General features: G+C 31.0%; 22 protein-coding genes. All 22 read right to left on the reverse strand.

The features are described 5' to 3' along the window. Positions 1-14 precede the first annotated feature (14 nt). Positions 15-713 carry a 30S ribosomal protein S2 gene (rpsB, locus tag JMO20_RS06665; protein ID WP_202708758.1) on the reverse strand — a complete coding sequence of 233 codons (699 nt, stop codon included), beginning with the start codon at positions 711-713 and terminating at the stop codon, positions 15-17. A 348-nt stretch (positions 714-1061) separates the two neighbouring features. Further along, positions 1062-1622, reverse strand: coding sequence for a DUF6115 domain-containing protein (locus JMO20_RS06670; protein WP_202708759.1), 561 nt, complete (start codon positions 1620-1622; stop codon positions 1062-1064). Positions 1623-1634: 12 nt separating this feature from the next. After that, entirely contained in the window at positions 1635-1952 is a 318-nt protein-coding gene (locus tag JMO20_RS06675; protein ID WP_202708760.1) for a hypothetical protein, read from the reverse strand. A gap of 39 nt (positions 1953-1991) precedes the next feature. Beyond that, positions 1992-3824, reverse strand: a complete 1833-nt coding sequence (locus JMO20_RS06680) for a DUF342 domain-containing protein (protein ID WP_202708761.1) — start codon at positions 3822-3824, stop codon at positions 1992-1994. Between the two features lie 17 nt (positions 3825-3841). Continuing rightward, the gene (locus JMO20_RS06685; protein ID WP_202708762.1) at positions 3842-4588 is read right to left on the reverse strand and encodes a FliA/WhiG family RNA polymerase sigma factor; all 747 of its coding nucleotides are present in this window, start codon (positions 4586-4588) and stop codon (positions 3842-3844) included. A gap of 25 nt (positions 4589-4613) precedes the next feature. Then, a complete protein-coding gene (locus JMO20_RS06690; RefSeq protein WP_202708763.1) occupies positions 4614-5096 on the reverse strand; it encodes a chemotaxis protein CheD in 483 nt (160 codons plus the stop codon). A gap of 1 nt (position 5097) precedes the next feature. Next, positions 5098-5706: a chemotaxis protein CheC gene (locus JMO20_RS06695; protein ID WP_202708764.1), complete on the reverse strand. Its 609-nt coding sequence runs from the start codon at positions 5704-5706 to the stop codon at positions 5098-5100. A gap of 12 nt (positions 5707-5718) precedes the next feature. Beyond that, positions 5719-6183, reverse strand: coding sequence for a chemotaxis protein CheW (locus tag JMO20_RS06700; protein ID WP_202708765.1), 465 nt, complete (start codon positions 6181-6183; stop codon positions 5719-5721). An 18-nt stretch (positions 6184-6201) separates the two neighbouring features. After that, positions 6202-8247 (reverse strand): chemotaxis protein CheA, encoded by a 2046-nt coding sequence (locus JMO20_RS06705; RefSeq protein WP_202708766.1) that lies wholly within the window; start codon positions 8245-8247, stop codon positions 6202-6204. 1 nt (position 8248) lies between these two features. After that, on the reverse strand, positions 8249-9334 hold the full coding sequence (locus JMO20_RS06710; protein ID WP_202708767.1) for a protein-glutamate methylesterase/protein-glutamine glutaminase: 1086 nt from the start codon (positions 9332-9334) through the stop codon (positions 8249-8251). Beyond that, positions 9334-9999 carry a flagellar brake protein gene (locus tag JMO20_RS06715; protein WP_202708768.1) on the reverse strand — a complete coding sequence of 222 codons (666 nt, stop codon included), beginning with the start codon at positions 9997-9999 and terminating at the stop codon, positions 9334-9336. Before JMO20_RS06715 ends, JMO20_RS06710 begins: the two co-directional genes overlap by 1 nt. 3 nt (positions 10000-10002) lie before the next feature. Further along, positions 10003-10911 carry a MinD/ParA family protein gene (locus tag JMO20_RS06720; protein ID WP_202708769.1) on the reverse strand — a complete coding sequence of 303 codons (909 nt, stop codon included), beginning with the start codon at positions 10909-10911 and terminating at the stop codon, positions 10003-10005. Next, complete coding sequence (gene flhF, locus JMO20_RS06725; RefSeq protein ID WP_202708770.1) at positions 10895-12211, reverse strand: flagellar biosynthesis GTPase FlhF; 1317 nt, start codon at positions 12209-12211, stop codon at positions 10895-10897. The genes JMO20_RS06720 and flhF overlap by 17 nt, the downstream gene beginning before the upstream one ends. Continuing rightward, positions 12211-14244, reverse strand: coding sequence for a flagellar biosynthesis protein FlhA (gene flhA, locus JMO20_RS06730; RefSeq protein ID WP_202708771.1), 2034 nt, complete (start codon positions 14242-14244; stop codon positions 12211-12213). Before flhA ends, flhF begins: the two co-directional genes overlap by 1 nt. A gap of 12 nt (positions 14245-14256) precedes the next feature. After that, positions 14257-15348: a flagellar biosynthesis protein FlhB gene (flhB, locus tag JMO20_RS06735; RefSeq protein WP_202708772.1), complete on the reverse strand. Its 1092-nt coding sequence runs from the start codon at positions 15346-15348 to the stop codon at positions 14257-14259. A gap of 5 nt (positions 15349-15353) precedes the next feature. Then, positions 15354-16136, reverse strand: a complete 783-nt coding sequence (gene fliR / locus JMO20_RS06740; RefSeq protein ID WP_202708935.1) for a flagellar biosynthetic protein FliR — start codon at positions 16134-16136, stop codon at positions 15354-15356. A gap of 16 nt (positions 16137-16152) precedes the next feature. Then, complete coding sequence (fliQ, locus tag JMO20_RS06745) at positions 16153-16422, reverse strand: flagellar biosynthesis protein FliQ (protein WP_202708773.1); 270 nt, start codon at positions 16420-16422, stop codon at positions 16153-16155. 16 nt (positions 16423-16438) lie between these two features. After that, positions 16439-17155, reverse strand: a complete 717-nt coding sequence (fliP, locus tag JMO20_RS06750) for a flagellar type III secretion system pore protein FliP (protein WP_202708774.1) — start codon at positions 17153-17155, stop codon at positions 16439-16441. Next, positions 17148-17699 (reverse strand): flagellar biosynthetic protein FliO, encoded by a 552-nt coding sequence (locus tag JMO20_RS06755; protein ID WP_202708775.1) that lies wholly within the window; start codon positions 17697-17699, stop codon positions 17148-17150. Before JMO20_RS06755 ends, fliP begins: the two co-directional genes overlap by 8 nt. A 3-nt stretch (positions 17700-17702) precedes the next feature. Continuing rightward, the gene (locus tag JMO20_RS06760) at positions 17703-18065 is read right to left on the reverse strand and encodes a response regulator (protein WP_202708776.1); all 363 of its coding nucleotides are present in this window, start codon (positions 18063-18065) and stop codon (positions 17703-17705) included. A 13-nt stretch (positions 18066-18078) separates the two neighbouring features. After that, the gene (fliY, locus tag JMO20_RS06765; RefSeq protein ID WP_279380072.1) at positions 18079-19308 is read right to left on the reverse strand and encodes a flagellar motor switch phosphatase FliY; all 1230 of its coding nucleotides are present in this window, start codon (positions 19306-19308) and stop codon (positions 18079-18081) included. Further along, on the reverse strand, positions 19295-20296 hold the full coding sequence (fliM, locus tag JMO20_RS06770) for a flagellar motor switch protein FliM (RefSeq protein WP_202708777.1): 1002 nt from the start codon (positions 20294-20296) through the stop codon (positions 19295-19297). Before fliM ends, fliY begins: the two co-directional genes overlap by 14 nt. Between the last annotated feature and the right edge of the window lie 3 nt (positions 20297-20299).

Consider the following 20299-nt stretch of genomic DNA (forward strand, 5'->3'; position numbering starts at 1 on the left):
CCTTACCATAAAATTTACTCTTCTATTTGTTCGCCTTGCTTACCTTCAATTACAGCATTTGCCATAGTTTCAGTAAGTAGCTTAACCGCTCTGATAGCGTCGTCATTACCTGGAATAACGAAATCTATTTCATCAGGATCACAGTTAGTATCTACAATACCTACAACTGGTATACCTAAAATATGAGCTTCTTTAACAGCAATTTTTTCTTTTCTAGGATCTACTACAAATAAAGCACTAGGTAACTTTTTCATATCCTTTATACCGCCAAGGAATTTTTCAAGTCTTTCAGCTTCATGACGTAGTTGTATTACTTCTTTCTTAGGTAATACATCAAACGTTCCATTTTCTTCCATTTCTTCAAGCTTACGAAGTCTATCAATTCTTTTCTTAATAGTCTTATAGTTAGTAAGCATTCCTCCTAACCATCTTTGACTAACAAAGTGCATGCCACATCTCTTAGCTTCACTTTCAATTGATTCTTGAGCTTGTTTCTTAGTTCCAACGAAAAGAATCTCTCCATTGTCTTCTACGATTTCTTTAACAAATTTGTATGCATCTTCTACCATCCCTACAGTTTTTTGTAGGTCAATGATGTAAATCCCATTTCTTTCTGTAAAAATATATTCTGCCATCTTAGGATTCCATCTTCTAGTTTGATGTCCAAAATGAACACCAGCTTCTAGTAATTGTTTCATAGTAATTACTGACATACATTCACCTCCTATTGTTTTTTGCCTCCACCCTACTCAGCTTCCTAAGGAACCTAAATATATAGGCACACCTTAAAAATCCTAGAGTGTGTGTTTTTGCACCTTAAGTAGTATATCATAACTTTTTTTTTTTAGCAATAATAATTTCAGTTTTTCTATAAAAGTTTTAGTTTTATTCTTTAAAAAGTGCAATCTACTTAGTCATAAAAAATGGATATAATGTTATAATTTCCTTGAAGCATGTTTTTATACAAAATATATAGTTATTTTATCTACAAGTTTTAATCTTATTAAACTATTAATCTAATTTTTATTAAAAAACAGTAACAATCACTATTAAATAAATAATTAATTGAGATTGTTACTATTCTTAAGTTTCATCATCTTAGTAATTATATCTATCTCTCTAACACCTTTTCCCAATTTCTTAGCTATTTCACTGTTAGATAATCCTAGTTTCTTTAATTCCTTAATTTCTTCCTTCAACGTCTTAGGTTTTTCTTCAGAATTTTTCTTCAATTTCACTGATTCGTTAGCACCTTCACCTAAGCTAGATTCTTCATCAATATTTTTGTCTTCTAGTTCAAGATTTTTATCTTCTGCCCTATTATCCTCTTCATTTAAATTTAACTTTTTCGCATTAACTTGTTGTATTTTTTGTCCCTTTAGCTGAAGGTTTTGATTATTAATTTTTTCTTCTAACATGTTATATTTATCAAAGACAGTATCAATTAAGGAATCCATATTATCGATGATTTCCTCCATAGTATCAGTGTAGTCCTTTATATCATTGTATTTTATTAAAATATCTTTATATATTTCTTTTTCATTTTTATTGTTTTTATTAATAAAAAACAGAGCTATTAATATGAAAATAATCCCTATTGTAATAGTTAAAATTCCGTCCATACTATTCCCTCACTATATTTTAATATCTATATTTTTTCCAAGAAAGCCTTTTGCAATCTGCTTTTTTTCATTTTTATCATTTGTCTTATCATTATCTTTTTTATTACCTTTACTTCTTGGCTCTCCATATTTATTTTTCTTGTTTTTATCCTGATTATCTTTCTTTATCTTCTTATGTTCTGTTTTCTCTGAATCATTAACTTTTTTCATTTTTCTATCAATTTTATTATTATTCTGATTCATTTGATTATGTAAAGTATTTCTATTTAGATTATTTTCATTTTGTTTTATTTGTGATAATTGCTGAGTCTTAGGAAATATGGTCTTCATGTCTATTGGTGTTGGACACACGGTACCACCCCATTATTATTATTCATAAGAACCAATCTTAATTTCTCCATCCTCTAAATAAATACTACAATGTTTAATCTCTTTTTTAACAAACATTATATTTTTACCAATCGTAATCTTTACACCAGGATATATTATGTCCTTAGCAAGTATTTTACCCTTTGAAAGCATTTCAATTTGATTTTCAATATCTAATAATTCCTCTTTCAGCTCATTCAAAGTGTTTGTTAACGTATTCCTATCACTTATACACTTAATGAGTAATTGCTTCTTATCTTTTGTAATCTGATTGTTTTTAGCTAGTCTATTTAATAAGGTTATAGATTTTTTCAATTTATCTATATTAGTTTCAGTTGCATCAATTTCCCTAGATATATTTTCATATTCAGCTTTAATATTGGGATCAACTCCAACTTCTAATTCTGTTGCTGTTGCCATAGTAGACCCGATTGTTTTTGCACGAATTTCATGTTTAGCTTTACAAACCCCTCCAACTAATAATCCTTTTTTGCCAGCTATTTCAATAGTTCCCTTACTAAAAATTTGACTATGCATAATTGCTTCAGCCTGTATATTACCATCTGAGAATAGATAAGTATTTTCTAGGTATTTAGCGACTATATCTCCTTTTGCAATTAATTTACCATCATTATGTCCCTGCATACCACGCTTAAGTATAATATTTGCACCACTTTCTAAATAAGCAGCTTCTACTACACCATTTACCTCTATATCTCCTTCTGCTTTTATATTGAATCCAGTCCTAACATTTCCCTTTACTTTAACTATACCATTAAAATCTATGTTTCCAGTAGAATTATCCACATTAGCTTGGACAACATAAACCTCTCTAACGGTAACTTTTCCCCCTTCTATAGTTACCTGTCCATCACATTCTGCAATTAGCTTTAATTCGTCTTCTGAAAGCCGTACGTTCTTACCAAATCTTAAAGACTTTAGTTTCCCTTCCTTTGCTGCAAGAACTTCTCCAGTAACAGTAAATCCCTCTTCTCCCTTAGTAGGAAGTGTCATCTCGGCAAGAATATCTCCTTGGTTTACATTTGTAATTAAGTTTAAATTTCTATAATCAACACTGCCATCTTCCATTACTGTTACCCTATTATCAGTTTTTTCTATATCGAAATTATAAGTAATTGTTCCATCTTTTCCATGAATTGGGTCTTTTCCTTTTGCAATTAAGGTCTTCTTGTTGTATATCTCATTTACTATGACTTCTTTTACTTCTTCATAAAAAATTCCATAGCCTAGCTTTTCTTCAATTATAGCTATAGCTTCATCAAAAGTAATATTCTTACCGCCTAGAGGTGGTAACAACGTCATATAAGCAAACATATTTTTATCAAATATCTCTATTACTATTTCTGAATTCTTCTTTTGCTCTTCTTGTGGAGGAGCAATCTTGATAGAATCTTCATTTTTTAATTCTATTGCCTCTTTAATTGCATTTACATCATAATCCTGAATTTTTTTTCTCGAAATTCTGCTCATGATCCTATTAGTTAAAATTTCATCACTCGATATGATTTTGTAAACTGATAAGTAAACTCCATCTTCTAAGTATTTGATTTCAAAGGACTTCCTACTATTGCCTCCAATTTCATCTAAGTGCTGAAGAACATTATCTATCTCTTCTTCATCGATGTTCTTCTCAGCTTCTCCCTTTATTGTCATCTTAATTTTACTGTTTTTCTTAAAAAGTCCAATTATTGATTTTCCTTCTTCAATTACTTCAATCTCAACTTCATTCTTAGATTTATTAAGTTTATCCAGTCCTTCATTGATAAGCTCGTCCATGTCCTTGCCTTCAAGTATAATGTAGTTCTTATCCATAATATCACCATCCCCCACTAATACAAATCGTCAATGCCAATTTTATTCAAACTTCCTTTCATCTTTAGTATAGCCTTACTATGAATTTGTGATATTCTCGACTCTGACAAATCTAAAACTTCCCCGATTTCTTTATACGTTAATTCATCGAAATAATACATTGATATAATCATCTTCTCTTTCTCAGGCAAAGAGTCTATTGTTTCTTTAAGGATTTTTTTGATTTCTTCCTTACTAATTTTTTCCTCGGGTGTCAATTGGCTCTGATTAGCTGAATAGTAATCGCCCTTTAAACTAATCAATTCTTCAAAAGAAACTATGTTAAAGGTTGAAATCTCTGCAAGGGTGCTCTGTACTTCTTCTTTACTTACATTTAATTCATTAGCTATATCATCTACAGTTACATTTTTAAATAGCTTGTTTTCTAATTTACTTATTACAGCCTCATATTCTTTTGACTTTTTTCTTAAAGACCTAGGCACCCAATCAAGCTTTCTAAGACTGTCTATAATTGATCCTCTAATTCTAATTTGAGCATAGGTTTCGAATTTAATATCTCTTTTTACTTCGAACTTCTCTATTGCATCAATAAGTCCAAATATACCAAAACCTAATAATTCATCAAACTCTACATTACCACCATAGAAATTATACATCCTTCCAGCGACAATTCTAACAAGAGGAACATATTTCTCAATTAATTCCTGTTTATAAAAAATGTCAGAAGTATTTTTATATTTTTGCCAAATCTCTTCTATGGTCATAAAAAGTGCCTCCATTTAGGTAATTTTATATAGTACGTACTCCATGCCCTATAGTTTTAACCATTAATGAGCCATCTGATGTGTCTAAAACTATAGTTCTTCCATAATTCCCACCAGTATCCTCACCCAAAATAGGGATACTAAGCTCTTTCAACTTTCTCTTAGTTGCATTTACATTTCTTTCGCCTATTCTTAAAACATCACTCTTTGATTGAAAGCTAAACATCTGAGATCCACCTGCAATTTTAGCTTTAAGATTTTTTCGCCTTGCACCTAAAGCTATCATTTCTTTAAGTAATATATCAATTGCAGTATCTGCAAATTTAGCTTTATTGGAATTGTTTTTAATTTCTTCGCTTGAAGGTAGCATTATATGTGCTAATCCTCCGACTTGACTTAATTTATCATATAATGCTATACCTACACATGAACCTAGTCCTAAAGTTGTTAAATTGTTTGGTGACTTAACAGCAGCTAAATCTGCCATCCCTACCTTTACAGACTCCATTTTAACTAACCCCTAGTTTCTTCATCATTTTTCCAAAAGAGTCTATCTTAGGTATTAAGAATAAGTCCCCTGCAACTCTTTTATCATCTTCTTCAAATTGTGTTTCAATAAATAGGATTTTATCTCCTAATTGACCAAATTCAACCGCAGGTACACTTAAAATTGCCCCTGCCATGTCAATATTGATTGAAGGTATAGATATTTTTAAAGTCATTCCCGTCAAAGAACTCAAAGAGTTTATATATGATGCTGCCAAAATATTCCCAACTTCAGATAATGCTGACATATCCATTTCTTCTAAATTATCATTGGAATTTGCCCTATTAAACAGCATATTAACTAGATTTACTGCTGATTCATAATTAAGAATAAACATGATATTTCCATCAATGTCTCCTGACATTTCAAAATATATGCCCACAACAGGAATTTCAGCTCCCCCAAGAACATCTGTTATATCTTTGAACTCTAATATTTTAACCTGTGGCACATCCATATCAACTTTTTTATCTATCATTGAAGCTAGTGCTGTTGCTGCATTACCTGACCCAATATTTCCTATTTCTTTCAATACATCTAATAACATTGAATTCATATTGTCAATATTCATATAGTCACACCTTTACATATCTTCTAAATCATCGTGAATTCCAATAACTTTTTCCAAATCCAATAGCATTATCAATCTACCATCTTGCTTTCCAATTCCTTTAATAAACTCTTCAGTTATCTGCTCCCCTATATTAGGAGTATTATCTATTTCACCTTTTACAAGAGTAAGCACTTCAGAAGATGAGTCTACTAATAGCCCAACCACAATATCCTTTATCGATACTATTATTATCCTTACTTCTGCTTCGTCTACATTTTCAGATTCGATGCCAAATCTCTTTACAAGATCAATTACTGGTACAACTTCTCCTCTTAGATTAATGACACCCTTTACATAATCTTCTGAATTTGGAACTCTAGTATAATTAGTAACTTTTTCTATAACCCTAACATTATAAATATCAATTCCATAGTTTTGACCGGCTAGTTTAAAAATAACAAATTTATTGTCCGTATCTGAACTAGTAATATTCATAGAATCACCTCACAATCATTAAAATAACGAATTTACGTCTAAAATTAGTGATATTTCTCCATTTCCAAGAATTGTTGCTCCAGCAATGTATTTTATTCCGGTTAAATATTTTCCTAATGATTTAATAACAATCTCTTGTTGTCCAATTAAATTATCAACAATTACTCCTGCTTCTTTATCACCTTTTTTCACAATAACTGCAATTAACTCTTCTTTATCTTTTTTCTGCTCTAAACCTAATTTCTTATTTAATCTTACAATTGGAAGTGTTCTATTTCTAAATAAAACAACTTCTTGGTCTTGAACCTTTGTAATATCTTTGCTTGATATAGGACTTATTTCTCTTATCGAACTAATTGGTATAGCATATATTTCATCTTGAAGTTTTATTAATAAAGCTTGAATTATAGCTAATGTCAATGGTAGTCTGATAATAAATTTAGACCCCTTATTAGTATTAGTTTCTACCTCAACATTGCCTCCGATTGATTCTATCTTGGTTTTAACTACATCTAAACCAACACCTCTTCCAGAAATATCTGATATTTGGTCTGCTGTACTAAACCCTGCACTAAATAGAAGCTCTACTGATTCTTCCTTAGATAAGTTCTTAGCCTGATCCTTAGAAATAACACCTTTACTAATTGCTTTTTGCTTAACCTTCTCTATATCTATTCCTTTACCATCATCGGCAACCTCAATAACAACATTATTACCATCAGGATAAGCAATAAGCTTAACTGTTCCTTCTTCATCCTTACCATTCTTAGTTCTCTCTTCTGGACCTTCAATTCCATGATCTATTGAATTTCTAATGAGGTGTATCAATGGATCTCCAATTTCATCAATTACTGTTCTATCAACCTCTGTTTCTTCTCCTGACATTTCAAGATTAATAGACTTCCCTAACTCCTTAGATAAATCTCTAACCATCCTTGGGAATCTATTGAATACTCTTTCAATTGGAACCATTCTAACCTTCATAACTGCATCATGTAAATTAGTAGTTATTCTTTCAAGGTATTCTATTGCTTCATTCATATTCTGTCTCTCAGATGATTCTCCAATGTCTTCCATTCTTGTCTTAATTATAATTAACTCACTTACTAGATTCATCAAGTTATCAAGTCTATCTATATCAACTCTTACAGTTTTTCCAAATCTATTTGTAGTTTTTTTCTTATCTTGGCTTTTAATTTCGATTTCTTTTTCATCTGATTCTTCTTCTTTTGGTTTTTCATCTTCTCTTCCTTCAATATTCTCTTGACTATCCTCAATTTCTCCAAGATCTATTGATGATACAACAACATTATTTATCTCAGAAATAGACATTATATCATCTTCTATTTCTTTTTTATTAGTTCTTGTAACTAAAACTATAGAAAAGCTATCTTCAAATTTTTCATCTTCAATATCCTCAGCTGGAGGATTTGATTGAATAATTTCAGAATGTCTTTCTAACTTATTGAATACTATGAAAGCTCTAGCAGCTTTAAGCATACAACTTTCATCTACTGTTACGTCAACTTTAAAAGCATTTAAATCTTTTTCTTTAGCCTTATTTAAAACATTAAGTACATATTCATTTGCATTTTCTAATTTTACTCCATTACTTGATACTTGTATTTTATTATCTGCTGTTTCAATACTTTCATTATTTGAACCTTCTACCTTACTACTTTTATTATTTAATATGTCATTTAAGGCTTGTACTAAATGTTCAGTTTCTAAATCACCTTCCTCACCTGTTGTACTAATATTTGTTACATATTCTTCTAAAGCATCAAAACATTCAAAAAGTATATCAATGATTTCAGATGTGATTTCTTTTTCTCCATTTCTCACGGCATGAAGTAAGTTTTCCATCTCATGAGTTAGATTAGATACTTTAGAAAAACCCATGGTACCAGCCATCCCCTTAACTGTATGGGACACCCTAAATATTTGATTTAACAAGTCTTTGTCATTTGGATTTTTTTCTAGTTCTAATAAGCTTTCATTCATACTAAGCAAGTGCTCTTTAGCCTCTTCAATGAAAATATCCAAATATTGATTCATATCCATTCTATACACCTACCTTCTTATTTAAATGTGGAGCTATCTTATCTAAGGACAATATCTCTTCAATTGCCCCTAAGTTAACAGCGACTTTTGGCATACCATATATAACACATGTTTCTTCATTTTGTGCAATGGTATAACCTCTATTATTTCTAATCTTTTTCATACCTTTTGCACCATCACCACCCATACCAGTTAGTATAACTCCATAAATATTTACTGATGTTATATCTGCTACGGAATCCATTAAGACATCAACTGAAGGTCTATGCCCTGAAACTACACTGTCTTGTGTAAGCTTAATGTATAATTTATTGCCTTTCTTTTCAACTTTCATGTGATGGTCACCAGGTGCTATGTAACACCAACCCTTTATAATTTCTTCACCATGTTCAGCTTCTTTTACTGTCACTTGACTCAATCCATCTAATCGATTAGCAAGGGATTTAGTGAAACCAGGTGGCATATGTTGAACTACCAAAATACTTCCATTTATATTTTTATTAAAATATGGTATCACTGATTGTAAAGCTCTTGGACCACCAGTTGAAGTTCCAATAGCTATCAAATTTGCAACTTTTTCATCTCTTTTGATAAAGCCAGTAGATTTAGACCTATTGAAAATTGATCTTCTAGTAGATTTTCTTTCTGGTATTTTAGCTGGTTTTTTAGTCGGAGCTTTAGGTGGGATTTTCACCTTAGCAATACCCTTTATTTTATCTATTAGCTCAGTTTTTTTAGAATCACTATCCATATCAAAAATACTACTAGGCTTTGTAATAAAATCAATTGCTCCTAGTTCAAGAGCTTTAAGAGTTGCTTCAGCTCCTTCCACTGTTATACTACTTAACATTACGACAGGTATTTCATAGTTAGACATGATTTCTCTTAATGTTTCTATACCATCCATTACCGGCATTTCAACATCCAATGTCACAATATCTGGTTTAATAACCTTTAGTTGCTCTAGAGCATCCTTTCCATTTTTCCCTGTCCCAATAACTTCAATCTCTTCATCTAAACTAAGGATATCACTTATTATTCTTCTCATAAAAGCAGAATCGTCTACTACAAACACTTTAATAGCCATTATATCAAACCCTTTTTCCTTAATTTTCTTTGTTGATTAAATATAAATTTAATTATTCTTTCTCTATCAGTATCATCTATTTCAGAAAATTTAACCCCCAATGTATATTTGTATTGTGGATTATTAGCGTTGTCTATCCTTACTATTTTTCCATGAATAGTTATTACAAATCTATCAAGTTCTAACTTTAACTCAACTAAGTCACCTTTATCATGAGAATAGTTACTAAGTAAACCTATTCCACCACCACTAATATTTTCAGTAGAGCATTCTTCCTTTATTTCTTTTTCTATACCATCCTTTGTTATCTTATATATCTTCAAGGCTGGCAAAGAATAGTCTAAACGATAAAAATTTCTCTGTTGAATTTTTCTTATCTTCGAAGTTTTTTCAACAACTAGCTTGTACATATTTTTATTGATAACCTTTTTTACTATTGCCTCGAAGAAGTATTTACCTTTATTTTCTTTGTAATATGCTACTTCAATAATGTTATTTATATAAAAAGGAACTATATTTCTATTTTTCAGAGGACCGCTAATAGTATAATTTCTTTCATCAATAATATCTAGCATTTGACTAATATATTTCTTCTTTTCTCTTGACCTAGTTATATTATATAATTCTAATCTATCACCTATATTTGGCAAATCATTTATAGACATTAACTACGTATCCCCCTTTGAAAATAAACTTCTGAATCTCTTAACAAAGTTACCTATTCCACCATCATCTTCAGTATCCTGATTCCCTGAAATCTTTAATGCTATAGAATTTATTTTCTTTGATATACTCGAGTTGGGATAAAGAAGAATAAAGGGATCTTGATTTTTAACAGACTGCATTACTAACTTACTGTCATTAACAAATCCTAATTTTTCTATAGTCGTATTTAAAAATTTATGGGATACTCTACTAAGTCTATTAAAAACCTCATCTGCCTCATCACTATTTTCAACTTTATTAATCACTACACTAAGCTTATTATGTCCACCATTTGTTCTAAGTGTCTTTATCATTGCATATACATCAGTTAATGAGGTTGGTTCTGGTGTTGTTATCAGAATAACTTCATCAGAAGAATTTACAAAATTTAACACTGTATTAGATAATCCAGCTCCTGTATCAATGATAATGTAATCAGCATAATTATCTAACTGCTGAAGTTGACGAGTTAAAATGTCCAACTTTTGACTATCTAAATTAACCAATGACTTTATTCCAGAGCCTCCTGCTATTATTTTTATACCATTAGGTCCTTCTGTCATTATATCTAGGATATTTTTACTTCCATCTAAAACATCAGCTATTGTATATTTAGGAATAATTCCAAGTATAACATCAATATTTGCTAATCCAATATCAGCATCAAATACTACAACCTTGTAACCAAGTTTACTTAACGAAATACTTAAATTTATAGCAAAATTAGTTTTTCCAACTCCACCTTTTCCACTAGTTACAGATAAAACTTTTGATTTATTTATGAGTTGAGATGTATTATCTAGATTTGTTTTTGTATCCCTTGTCTTGTTGTGTAATATTATTTGTCTAAGTCTCTCAGCTTGATCTCTCATGTTTTGTCTCTCCAATCAACTCATTACTTAGTTTTGGAATATCAATGATTTCAATATCTTCTGGAACATTTTGTCCAGTTGTAATATATGACAATGGTTTATCAGTATAAAATTTTGTATCAAGAATTACACCAAGATTGTTTGATTCATCAGACTTAGTGAATATAATTTTAAAATTATCAATAAAGCTATATTGCTTTAATATATCCTTTATGTTTTCTATATTTGTAGTGGCACTTAAAACAAGAAAAATATCTTTTTGCTTAACTATTTCTAATAATTCTTTGACATCTTCCATTTGTTCACTATTTTTATGACTTCTTCCAGCTGTATCGACAAAAACTACATCTTTATCATTAAAATTCGATAATACCTCGTAAAAATCCTTTTTCTCATATATAATTTTTATCGGTAAATCTAGAATATCACTATAGATTTTAAGCTGTTCAACTGCAGCAATTCTATAGGTATCTGCAGTCACTAATCCAACATTCAGTTTTTTCTCTAAAGTATAGTATGCTGCTAACTTAGCTAACGTGGTAGTCTTACCAACTCCAGTAGGACCAATAAAAAATACTATTTTTTGGTCATTATTGTATCTAATAGGAGAAGGATTTCCAAGATATCCATTTATATTAAATTTAACGACCTCTTTTACTTCTGATTCATTCTTATCTTCTAAGTTAACATTTTTATCTATATTTCCTAAAATACTATTACTAACAATTTCACTAACTCCATTATCAACTAATATATCTTTATAAGGCCTTAATTTCTCTGGCAAATAAAAGTCTTTATACATTTTACTTTCAAAGCTCTTCATAAATCCTTCCATTGTTCCCCTAAGCTTTTGAATCTCTTTGTTGATTTCTTCATTTGATTTAGAATTCTGATTATTATTTACATTCATCTGAGTATTCAACTTATCAAAGAAATCATTTGTAACGTTTTTATCTAAAACCTTATTCTTATCTTTTATACTGTCAGAAAAAGAGTTCTTTTCTTCATTCTCTTTTATGGTGCTGCCAAAGTTCTTCCTAGGAGTGCTATTATAACTATGGTTTTTGTATTTTTCAATATTATAACTTCTACTACTCACCTTTGGTTTTGTATCTTCTTCGCCCGTTTCTTCTTCATCAATTGCTGCAACAATTTCTATTAAGGATTTACCAAAAAGTCCCAAAAATCCTGACTTTTTAATTTTTCTTGTATGAAGTATTATTGCTTCAGGTCCTAATTCAACTCGTAATTTTTTCATAGCCTCTTGTGTTGTTTTCCCAATATATCTTTTAACAATCATTATATAGTCACCATCCCTAGAGATTGAACCTCAACTGAAGAATCAATTTCATTATATGATAATACTATTAAATCCTCAGCTACTTGCTCAGATAATCTTTTGAAGAATATCCTTACTATAGGCGCCGTTAACACGATTGGTTGCTCTCCTATAGAAGTGAATTTTTCTATATTTTTAACTAAACTCCTTAAAACCTGCTGTACCGAGTTAGGGTCTAGAGATAAATATGAGCCCGTTTCTGTCTGTTTAATTGAATCCATAATTCTTTGTTCTAGCTGACCATCTAATGTTATTACCTTAATTCTCTTATTTTGCACATATTTATTTGTAATATATCTAAATAGCTTTTGTCTAACGTATTCTGTCAACATATCAGTATCTCTTGTTATATTTCCATAATCTGCCAAAGTTTCCAGTATAGAACCCATATCCCTTACAGAAATATCTTCTTTTAAAAGATTTGCTAGAACTTTTTGAATCTCACCAATGGTAAACATTTTAGGAGTTACTTCTTCTACTAAAGCCGGATGCTCTTCTTTTACATTATCTACTAATACTTTCACATCTTGTCTTCCTAATAATTCATGAGCATTGCTCTTGATTATTTCTGTTAAGTGTGTAGATATCATCGAAGGTAGATCAACTACTGTATATCCAAGTATCTCTGCTTTCTCTCTTTCTTCTTCAGTAATCCATTTAGCAGGTAATCCAAAGGCAGGTTCTACTGTATCTATACCATTTATGTCTCCCTGTGAAGTTCCTGGGTCCATAGCAAGATAATGATCAAACATTACTTCACTTTTACTCACTTCTGTCCCCTTAATTTTTATAATATATTCATTAGGATTCAATTGAATATTATCCCTTAATCTCACTATTGGTACTATTATACCCATTTCGAGAGCAATTTGTCGTCTAATCATAACAATCCTATCTAGAAGATCTCCGCCTTGATTAGCATCTGCCAATGGTATAATACCATAGCCAAATTCTAATTCTATATCTTCTACTTTAAGCAAAGACATTACGCTCTCTGGCTTCTTGATCTCTTCTGATTCAGATTCCTCTTCCATTTCCAATTCTTGTACTTCAGCAGTTTTGATGTTTGTACGTAGCCTTAATCCTGCAAAAATTAATACACCAGCCATAACAAGATAAGGTAATTTCGGTAATGGTGTTCCTAATCCAAGGAAAATAAGAACTCCAGATATGATAAACATTACTTTTGGATTTTGTCCAAAAAGCTGCTGTAACACATCTTGTCCAAGATTTGAATCTGAAGCTGCTCTGGTGACTACTATACCTGTAGCAGTTGATATTAAAAGAGCTGGAACTTGACTTACAAGGCCATCTCCAACTGTTAATAACGTATATTGGTTTAAAGCTTCACCAAAGGACATATTGTTCATTACAATTCCAATGACTAAACCTGCACTAATATTTATTAATGTAATTATTATACCCGCAATTGCGTCTCCCTTAACAAACTTACTAGCACCATCCATAGCTCCATAAAAATCTGCCGATTGCTGTATTTCTTTTCTTCTAATTCTTGCTTCCTCTTCTGTTACTAAGCCTGAATTTAAATCCGCATCTATAGCCATTTGTTTCCCAGGCATAGCATCTAAAGTAAATCTTGCGGCTACTTCTGCAACCCTTTCAGAACCCTTTGTTATTACAAGGAATTGAATAATAACAATAATTAAGAAAACTATAAATCCAACAGCTGCATTTCCTTGAATAACAAATTCACCAAAAGCTTCAATTACTCTACCTGCATCCCCTTCACCAAGAATATATCTAGTTGTTGATATATTCAGTGAAAGCCTAAACAATGTGGTCATTAGTAACAGGGATGGAAAAATTGAGAATTGAAGAGCATCCTTTGTATACATAGATATCAATAGGATTAATAATGCCAAGGAAATATTTAAGCTAAGAAGGATATCTAAAGCTGTCTTCGGTATGGGAATAATAATAATAATAACTATGCAAATTACTGCAATTGCAACAACTATGTCTCCAAATTTCATTTCTTATCCTCCTTAATTATGTCTTAATCCATATACATAAGCTAATACTTCTGCTACAGCCTGATAAAGCTCTTCAGGAATAATATCACCAATTTCTACACTTTTATATAATGCCTGTGCAAGAGGCTTATTTTCTACCATAGGTATATCAGATTCTTTAGCTACTTTTTTTATATTCTGAGCAATCAGGTCCTTCCCTTTTGCCAAAATAAAAGGCGCATCACATTTTTCTTTATCATACTTAAGAGCTATAGCATAATGAGTAGGGTTAGTAATTATTACGTCCGCCTTGGGAACATCTTGCATCATTCTGGTCATAGCTATCTGTCTTTGCTTTTCTTTTATTTTAGACTTAATCATTGGGTCCCCTTCTGTTTGCTTATGCTCTTCTTTTATTTCTTTTTTGCTCATTTTAAGGTTTTTCTCGAAATCCCACCATTGATATATATAATCAATAACTGCAATAACTATCAATACACCTCCGGCTCTAAGAGCTATGCCAAAGGTAATATCACCGATATAGGTTACTATTGCTGCTATACTCATATCTAATAAGTTATAAATAAAATTCATTTGTTTCAAGATATAGGAAAAAGCTACATAGCCTATAACAAATACCTTAATTAAGGATTTAACTAGCTCAACAATTGACTTCGGCGAAAATATACGCTTAAATCCTTCAATAGGATTTATTTTACTAAACTTTATTCCTATACTTTTAGTGCTAAATAAAAAACCAACTTGCATATAATTTGATAATAATCCTATAATTAGTGCAACTGCTGCAATTGGTGCCACAGTTTGGGCGGCAACAATTATAATTTCATAAAACATATTATTAATTCCTTTGATAGTAAAAAGATCATCTATTTCGTTATAATGACTCAAAACCCTTTGAGTAAAATCACGAATATTACTATACATATAGCTTCCAAAAATTTTCAAACCAACAAAAGTTCCAATTATTAATAAAGCTGAGTTGATTTCTTGACTTTTTAATACTTGTCCCTTTTCCCTTGCTTCTTTTCTCTTCTTGGCGGTTGCCTTCTCAGTTTTTTCCTCGTCAGCGAATAATTGAAGATTAAGTTTATATGTTAATTCCATTTGAATCATCCTTTAGAAATAATCTTCATAAATATGTCGATTTCATTAAACATGCTTTCAAATAAATGTTGAAGTATAACAGAAAAAATGGGTATTGTAAAAATTAGAACTAGTAAACCTACTGCTACCTTAAAAGGCATACCAACTACAAAAACATTCATTTGTGGCATAGTCTTTGCTAAGATACCAAGCAACACATTTGCTAAAAAGATTGTAGCAATTATAGGACTAGCAATTTTGAATCCAATTACAAAAACTTGTCCAAATATACTTATCATTTGTGTTGTTAAATCATTACTAAAAGCAAAGCTACCTATAGGTATTAAACTATAACTATCAACTAATGCCCTAATTAATAAATGATGACCATTTGTAGTTAGAAAAATTAGAGCTGCCAATATATAATAAAAATTACCAGTTATGGGTAACTGTACATTATGCTGTGGATCAAGAACATTAACCATTCCAAAGCCTATTTGCATATCTATGATCTGACCTGCTATATACATAGATGTGAAAAAAACATAAGAAATAAATCCAATGATTAGTCCAACTGCAAACTCTTTAATTATTAACAATACCATACTAAGATCGTTAAATACTTCTGCATCATAATCTATAACTGAAAAAATAATAAGGGACATAAAAAATGCAAGTCCTATTTTTAAAATGTTAGGTATATTCTTTCTACTAAAAATAGGTGTAATTACAAATAGTCCTGTAGATCTTACTAATATCAAAAGAAAAATCTGGTACTTATTTAGAATAATATCTATTATTGCATCCATTTTATTCACCTAAATCTTATTGTATATATAAATTCAAATTCATCAAAAGATTCTGAGTAAACTCCAACACGAGTTTAAGAATCCATGGTCCAAAAAAGATAAATGAAACAAGCACAGCAACTATCTTAGGGATAAATGCCAATGTTGCTTCCTGGATTTGAGTAGTAGCTTGAAAAATACTTACTAACAAACCAACTATAAGTCCAAATCCCAGCATAGGAGCAGATGCCATTAGTATTGTTTTCACACCTTCTTGAGCTAGTCTTAAAATTTCTCCTTCATTCAATTGGATCACTCCTTAACTAATTAAAACTCAGAACTAACGATCTAATAACCAAGTGCCAGCCATCTACCAAAATAAATAATAATATTTTAAAAGGTAATGAAATCATTATTGGTGGAAGCATCATCATACCCATTGACATTAAAGTACTTGCCACGATCATGTCAATTACTAGAAATGGAATAAATAAAATGAAGCCCATTTTAAATGCCTTTCTTAGTTCTCCTATTACAAAAGCAGGTACTAGGGCTTTGGTTGGTATATCATCAGTATTTTCAACTTCATCAATTTGAGCTATATCCATAAAAAGACTAAGATCTTTACCTTCTGTCTGTTTTAGCATGAAATTTCTTAATGGTTCTATTCCTCTTTCAATTGCTACATCTTGTCCAATTTCTTCATTTAAATAGGGTTGGATTGCATTATCGTTTATTTCTGTAGCTACAGGTGCCATAATGAAAAATGTCAAAAATAATGCTAATCCTATAAGAACTTGATTTGGAGGAGTTTGTTGTGTTCCCACTGCATTTCTTATGAATGAAAGCACTATGATTATTCTAGTAAAGCTAGTCATCATAATAACAATTGCAGGTAGTAAAGCCAAAATTGTAAAAAGAACTAACAATTGTATACTAGGAACGTAATCTCTAACTTCAAAACCTTCCGCATAAGCACAAGAAGTAAATAATAATAGTATTATACAAGTTAATAATATCGTCTTAGTTCCCTTATTCATTCTCCTCTTCCTTATCTAATTGATTATTGTATTTATCATTCTTTAGTTTGAGTACCTTCATTTTCATATTTACAAGCTTATCATTTAAGCCTGATTCTCCAGAATCATCATCTATAGAGTCCATGATACTGTCTAGTTGTTTTTCAAAGTCCCTATTATCTACTAGGGACTCTTGATCTTCTAAATTAATATCTTTTTCACTAAGTTTATCTATAACACTAGTTTGATTATTGTTTACAGATAAAACATAAATTTTTCTATATATTTTAGCTACTAGAATCTTATTATTACTTCCAAAGCTAAATTGGTCTAATATCTCTATATTATTACCTTTACCAAGCTTTTTTGAATGTCTAGCTATAAATTTAGTCCCATAATAAGTTAAGAACAAGACTAAAGCAAGAGCTAACAAGTATAAAACTATTTTACCAGCTGCTCCAAAAAGACTATAATCTTCAGAAATTAAGTCATCGGAACAATAGGCACTTGAGCTGAAAAATAATAAGCTAAAAAAAGCTATTAAGGCATAAGTATTTTTTTTCATTTTTTATCCTAATGCCTTTTTAACTGCCTCTAAAACCCTGTCTGCCTGGAAAGGTTTAACAATGAAATCTTTTGCTCCAGCTTGTATTGACTCTATAACCATTGCCTGTTGTCCCATGGCAGAACACATGACAACTCTAGCCTGTGGATCAGTTCCCATAATTTGCTTAACAGCTTGAATACCATCTACTTCTGGCATAGTTATATCCATGATTACTAGTTCTGGTTGCAATTCATTGTACTTTTCAATTGCAACTTTCCCATTCTCAGCCTCTCCTGCTATTTCATAACCATTTTTTGTTAATATATCCTTAATCATCATTCTCATAAAAGCGGCATCATCAACTACTAAAATTCCATTTGCCATGTAAATTCCTCCTCTATAGTTTATTTATTCGTTTAGATGGATTTATTATATCAGTTACTCTGACACCAAAGTTATCATCAATAACTACTACTTCTCCTCTAGCTATAAACTTTCCATTGGCATATATCTCTAGAGGTTCTCCAACTAATTTGTCTAATTCAATAATAGTTCCTGGTCCATATTCTAAAATTTCACTTATCCTTTTAACAGTTCTGCCTAATTCTACTGTTATTTCTACAGGAATATCTTGAATTCTTTCTATACCTTCATTATACATAGCATTGTCATTGCTATCAAATGCCTGAAATTGCATTTCTTGTACATTTACTGGCTCTTGCTTATTAATTTCATCATTTTCAACATTTTTTCTAGAATTATTACCAAGATTATTACCTTCTGCATTTATTTGATCATTTCGAAGCATAGATTGCATATGGCTGTTATCTTGTCTTGATGAATTACTATTTGTTTGATTAGCTTGAACTGCAGGCTGCTGAGAGGCTTTTGACGAAGAACCCAAACTAATTTCTTCCTCATTATCTTGCTCACCCATTAGCTTGTTAACCATATTTTTCGCAAACCTCATAGGAATAAGCTGCATAATTTCACTATCTATAACATTTCCTACTTCCATTTTAAAAGATACTTTAACAATATCTTCTTTTGGGTCAAATATTTCCAAATCCCAAATTCCATTAGCATTGAATTTAATTTCAAATGCTCTAGGAGGATCAATATCAATTTTATTCATGAACATCTCTGACAGTGAAGTGCTTGATGAACCTACCATCTGATTCATTGCTTCACTTATGGCACTCAAGTCCATCTCACTGATATCTCCACCAGGACTTGTCCCATCTCCCCCCATCATTAAGTCAGTTATTACCTTGACATCGTCCGACTTAAGTATCAAGAGATTAGTTCCTTGTAATCCTATTTTATATTTGACATCAACAGCAACAAAAGGGATTGGGTATTCTTGTGCTAATTCTTCAACATTAGTAATAGAAACCTTTGGAGTAGTAATAACAACTTTTTGCCCTAATAATGTGAACAAAGTTGTTGCAGCAGTTCCCATACTAATATTACCTATTTCACCTAATGTGTCTTTTTCCGAATCAGTAAGTCCATCATTTGGATTACCTTCTATATCAGAATTTCCACTTGAGCTTTGATTATCATCTTCTCCTTTTAATAGAGCATCTATTTCCTCTTGTGATAGCATCTCACTAGTCATCTGCATCATCACCATCCTTTTTTACGTCAGTTAGCTTAACAGCCAATTTATTTTTATTGGTCCCAGGTAATCCATAAAACTTTTCTACTCTACCTGTAAATATCCTTAGCTGCTCATCTGTTTTAGTATCTAGCTTTATGACATCTCCAACATTTAAATTCATTACTTCTTTTAGAGAAGCTGTTGTAGAACCTAATTGCGCCCTTACTGTCACAGCAGCTCTCTTTATCCTTTTGGACATTTTATCTTTATCTTTGTTATCTTCATCTTCTGTTCTTTGAGCATTTGAAAACCAAAGCTTAGTACTTAATCTGTTCAAGATTGGTTCGATAACAAGATGAGGAATACAAATATTAAACATTCCTTCAACCTCACCTATAGAAACATTCATTGTTGCTAAAGCAATTGTTTCATTGGGAGATACAATTTGAGCAAACTGAGAGTTAATCTCAATTTTCTCAAGCTTAGGCTTTAACTCGATTACATTTTCCCAAGCTTCTGGAAAAATATCTAGTATTCTTGTCAATACCCCTCTTAGCAATGTGAGTTCTATCTCAGTAAAGCTCCTAGTTTCTTGTCCTTTTTCACCATCTCCACCTAGTAGCCTTTCTATCATAGTGAAAGCGAGGCCAGTAGAGATTTCCATTAGTATTTGCCCATTTAATGGATGAAAGTCGATTACTGGTAAAAAAGCTGGATTAGAAATTGAGTTATTAAATTCGCTGTAAGCAAATTGGTCTACTGTTAAAACTTCAATTTTTACTGGAGCCCTTAAATAGCCAGATAAAAAGGTTTGTAAAAGTCGCCCAAAATTCTCATGGATAATCTCTAATGTCCTTAATTGATCCTTAGCAATTTTTTGGGGATTTCTAAAGTCATAGTTTTTAACCTTTTTTTCTATACTATCATCTTCTATCTCATTAACATCAACTTCTCCAGAATTTAAAGCTTTGAGTAGGGCATCTATTTCATTTTGTGATAAAACATCAGCCACTAT

The sequence above is a fragment of the Sporosalibacterium faouarense genome, assembly GCF_016765695.1.
GTDB classification, from domain to species: Bacteria; Bacillota; Clostridia; order Tissierellales; family VENL01; genus Sporosalibacterium; species Sporosalibacterium faouarense.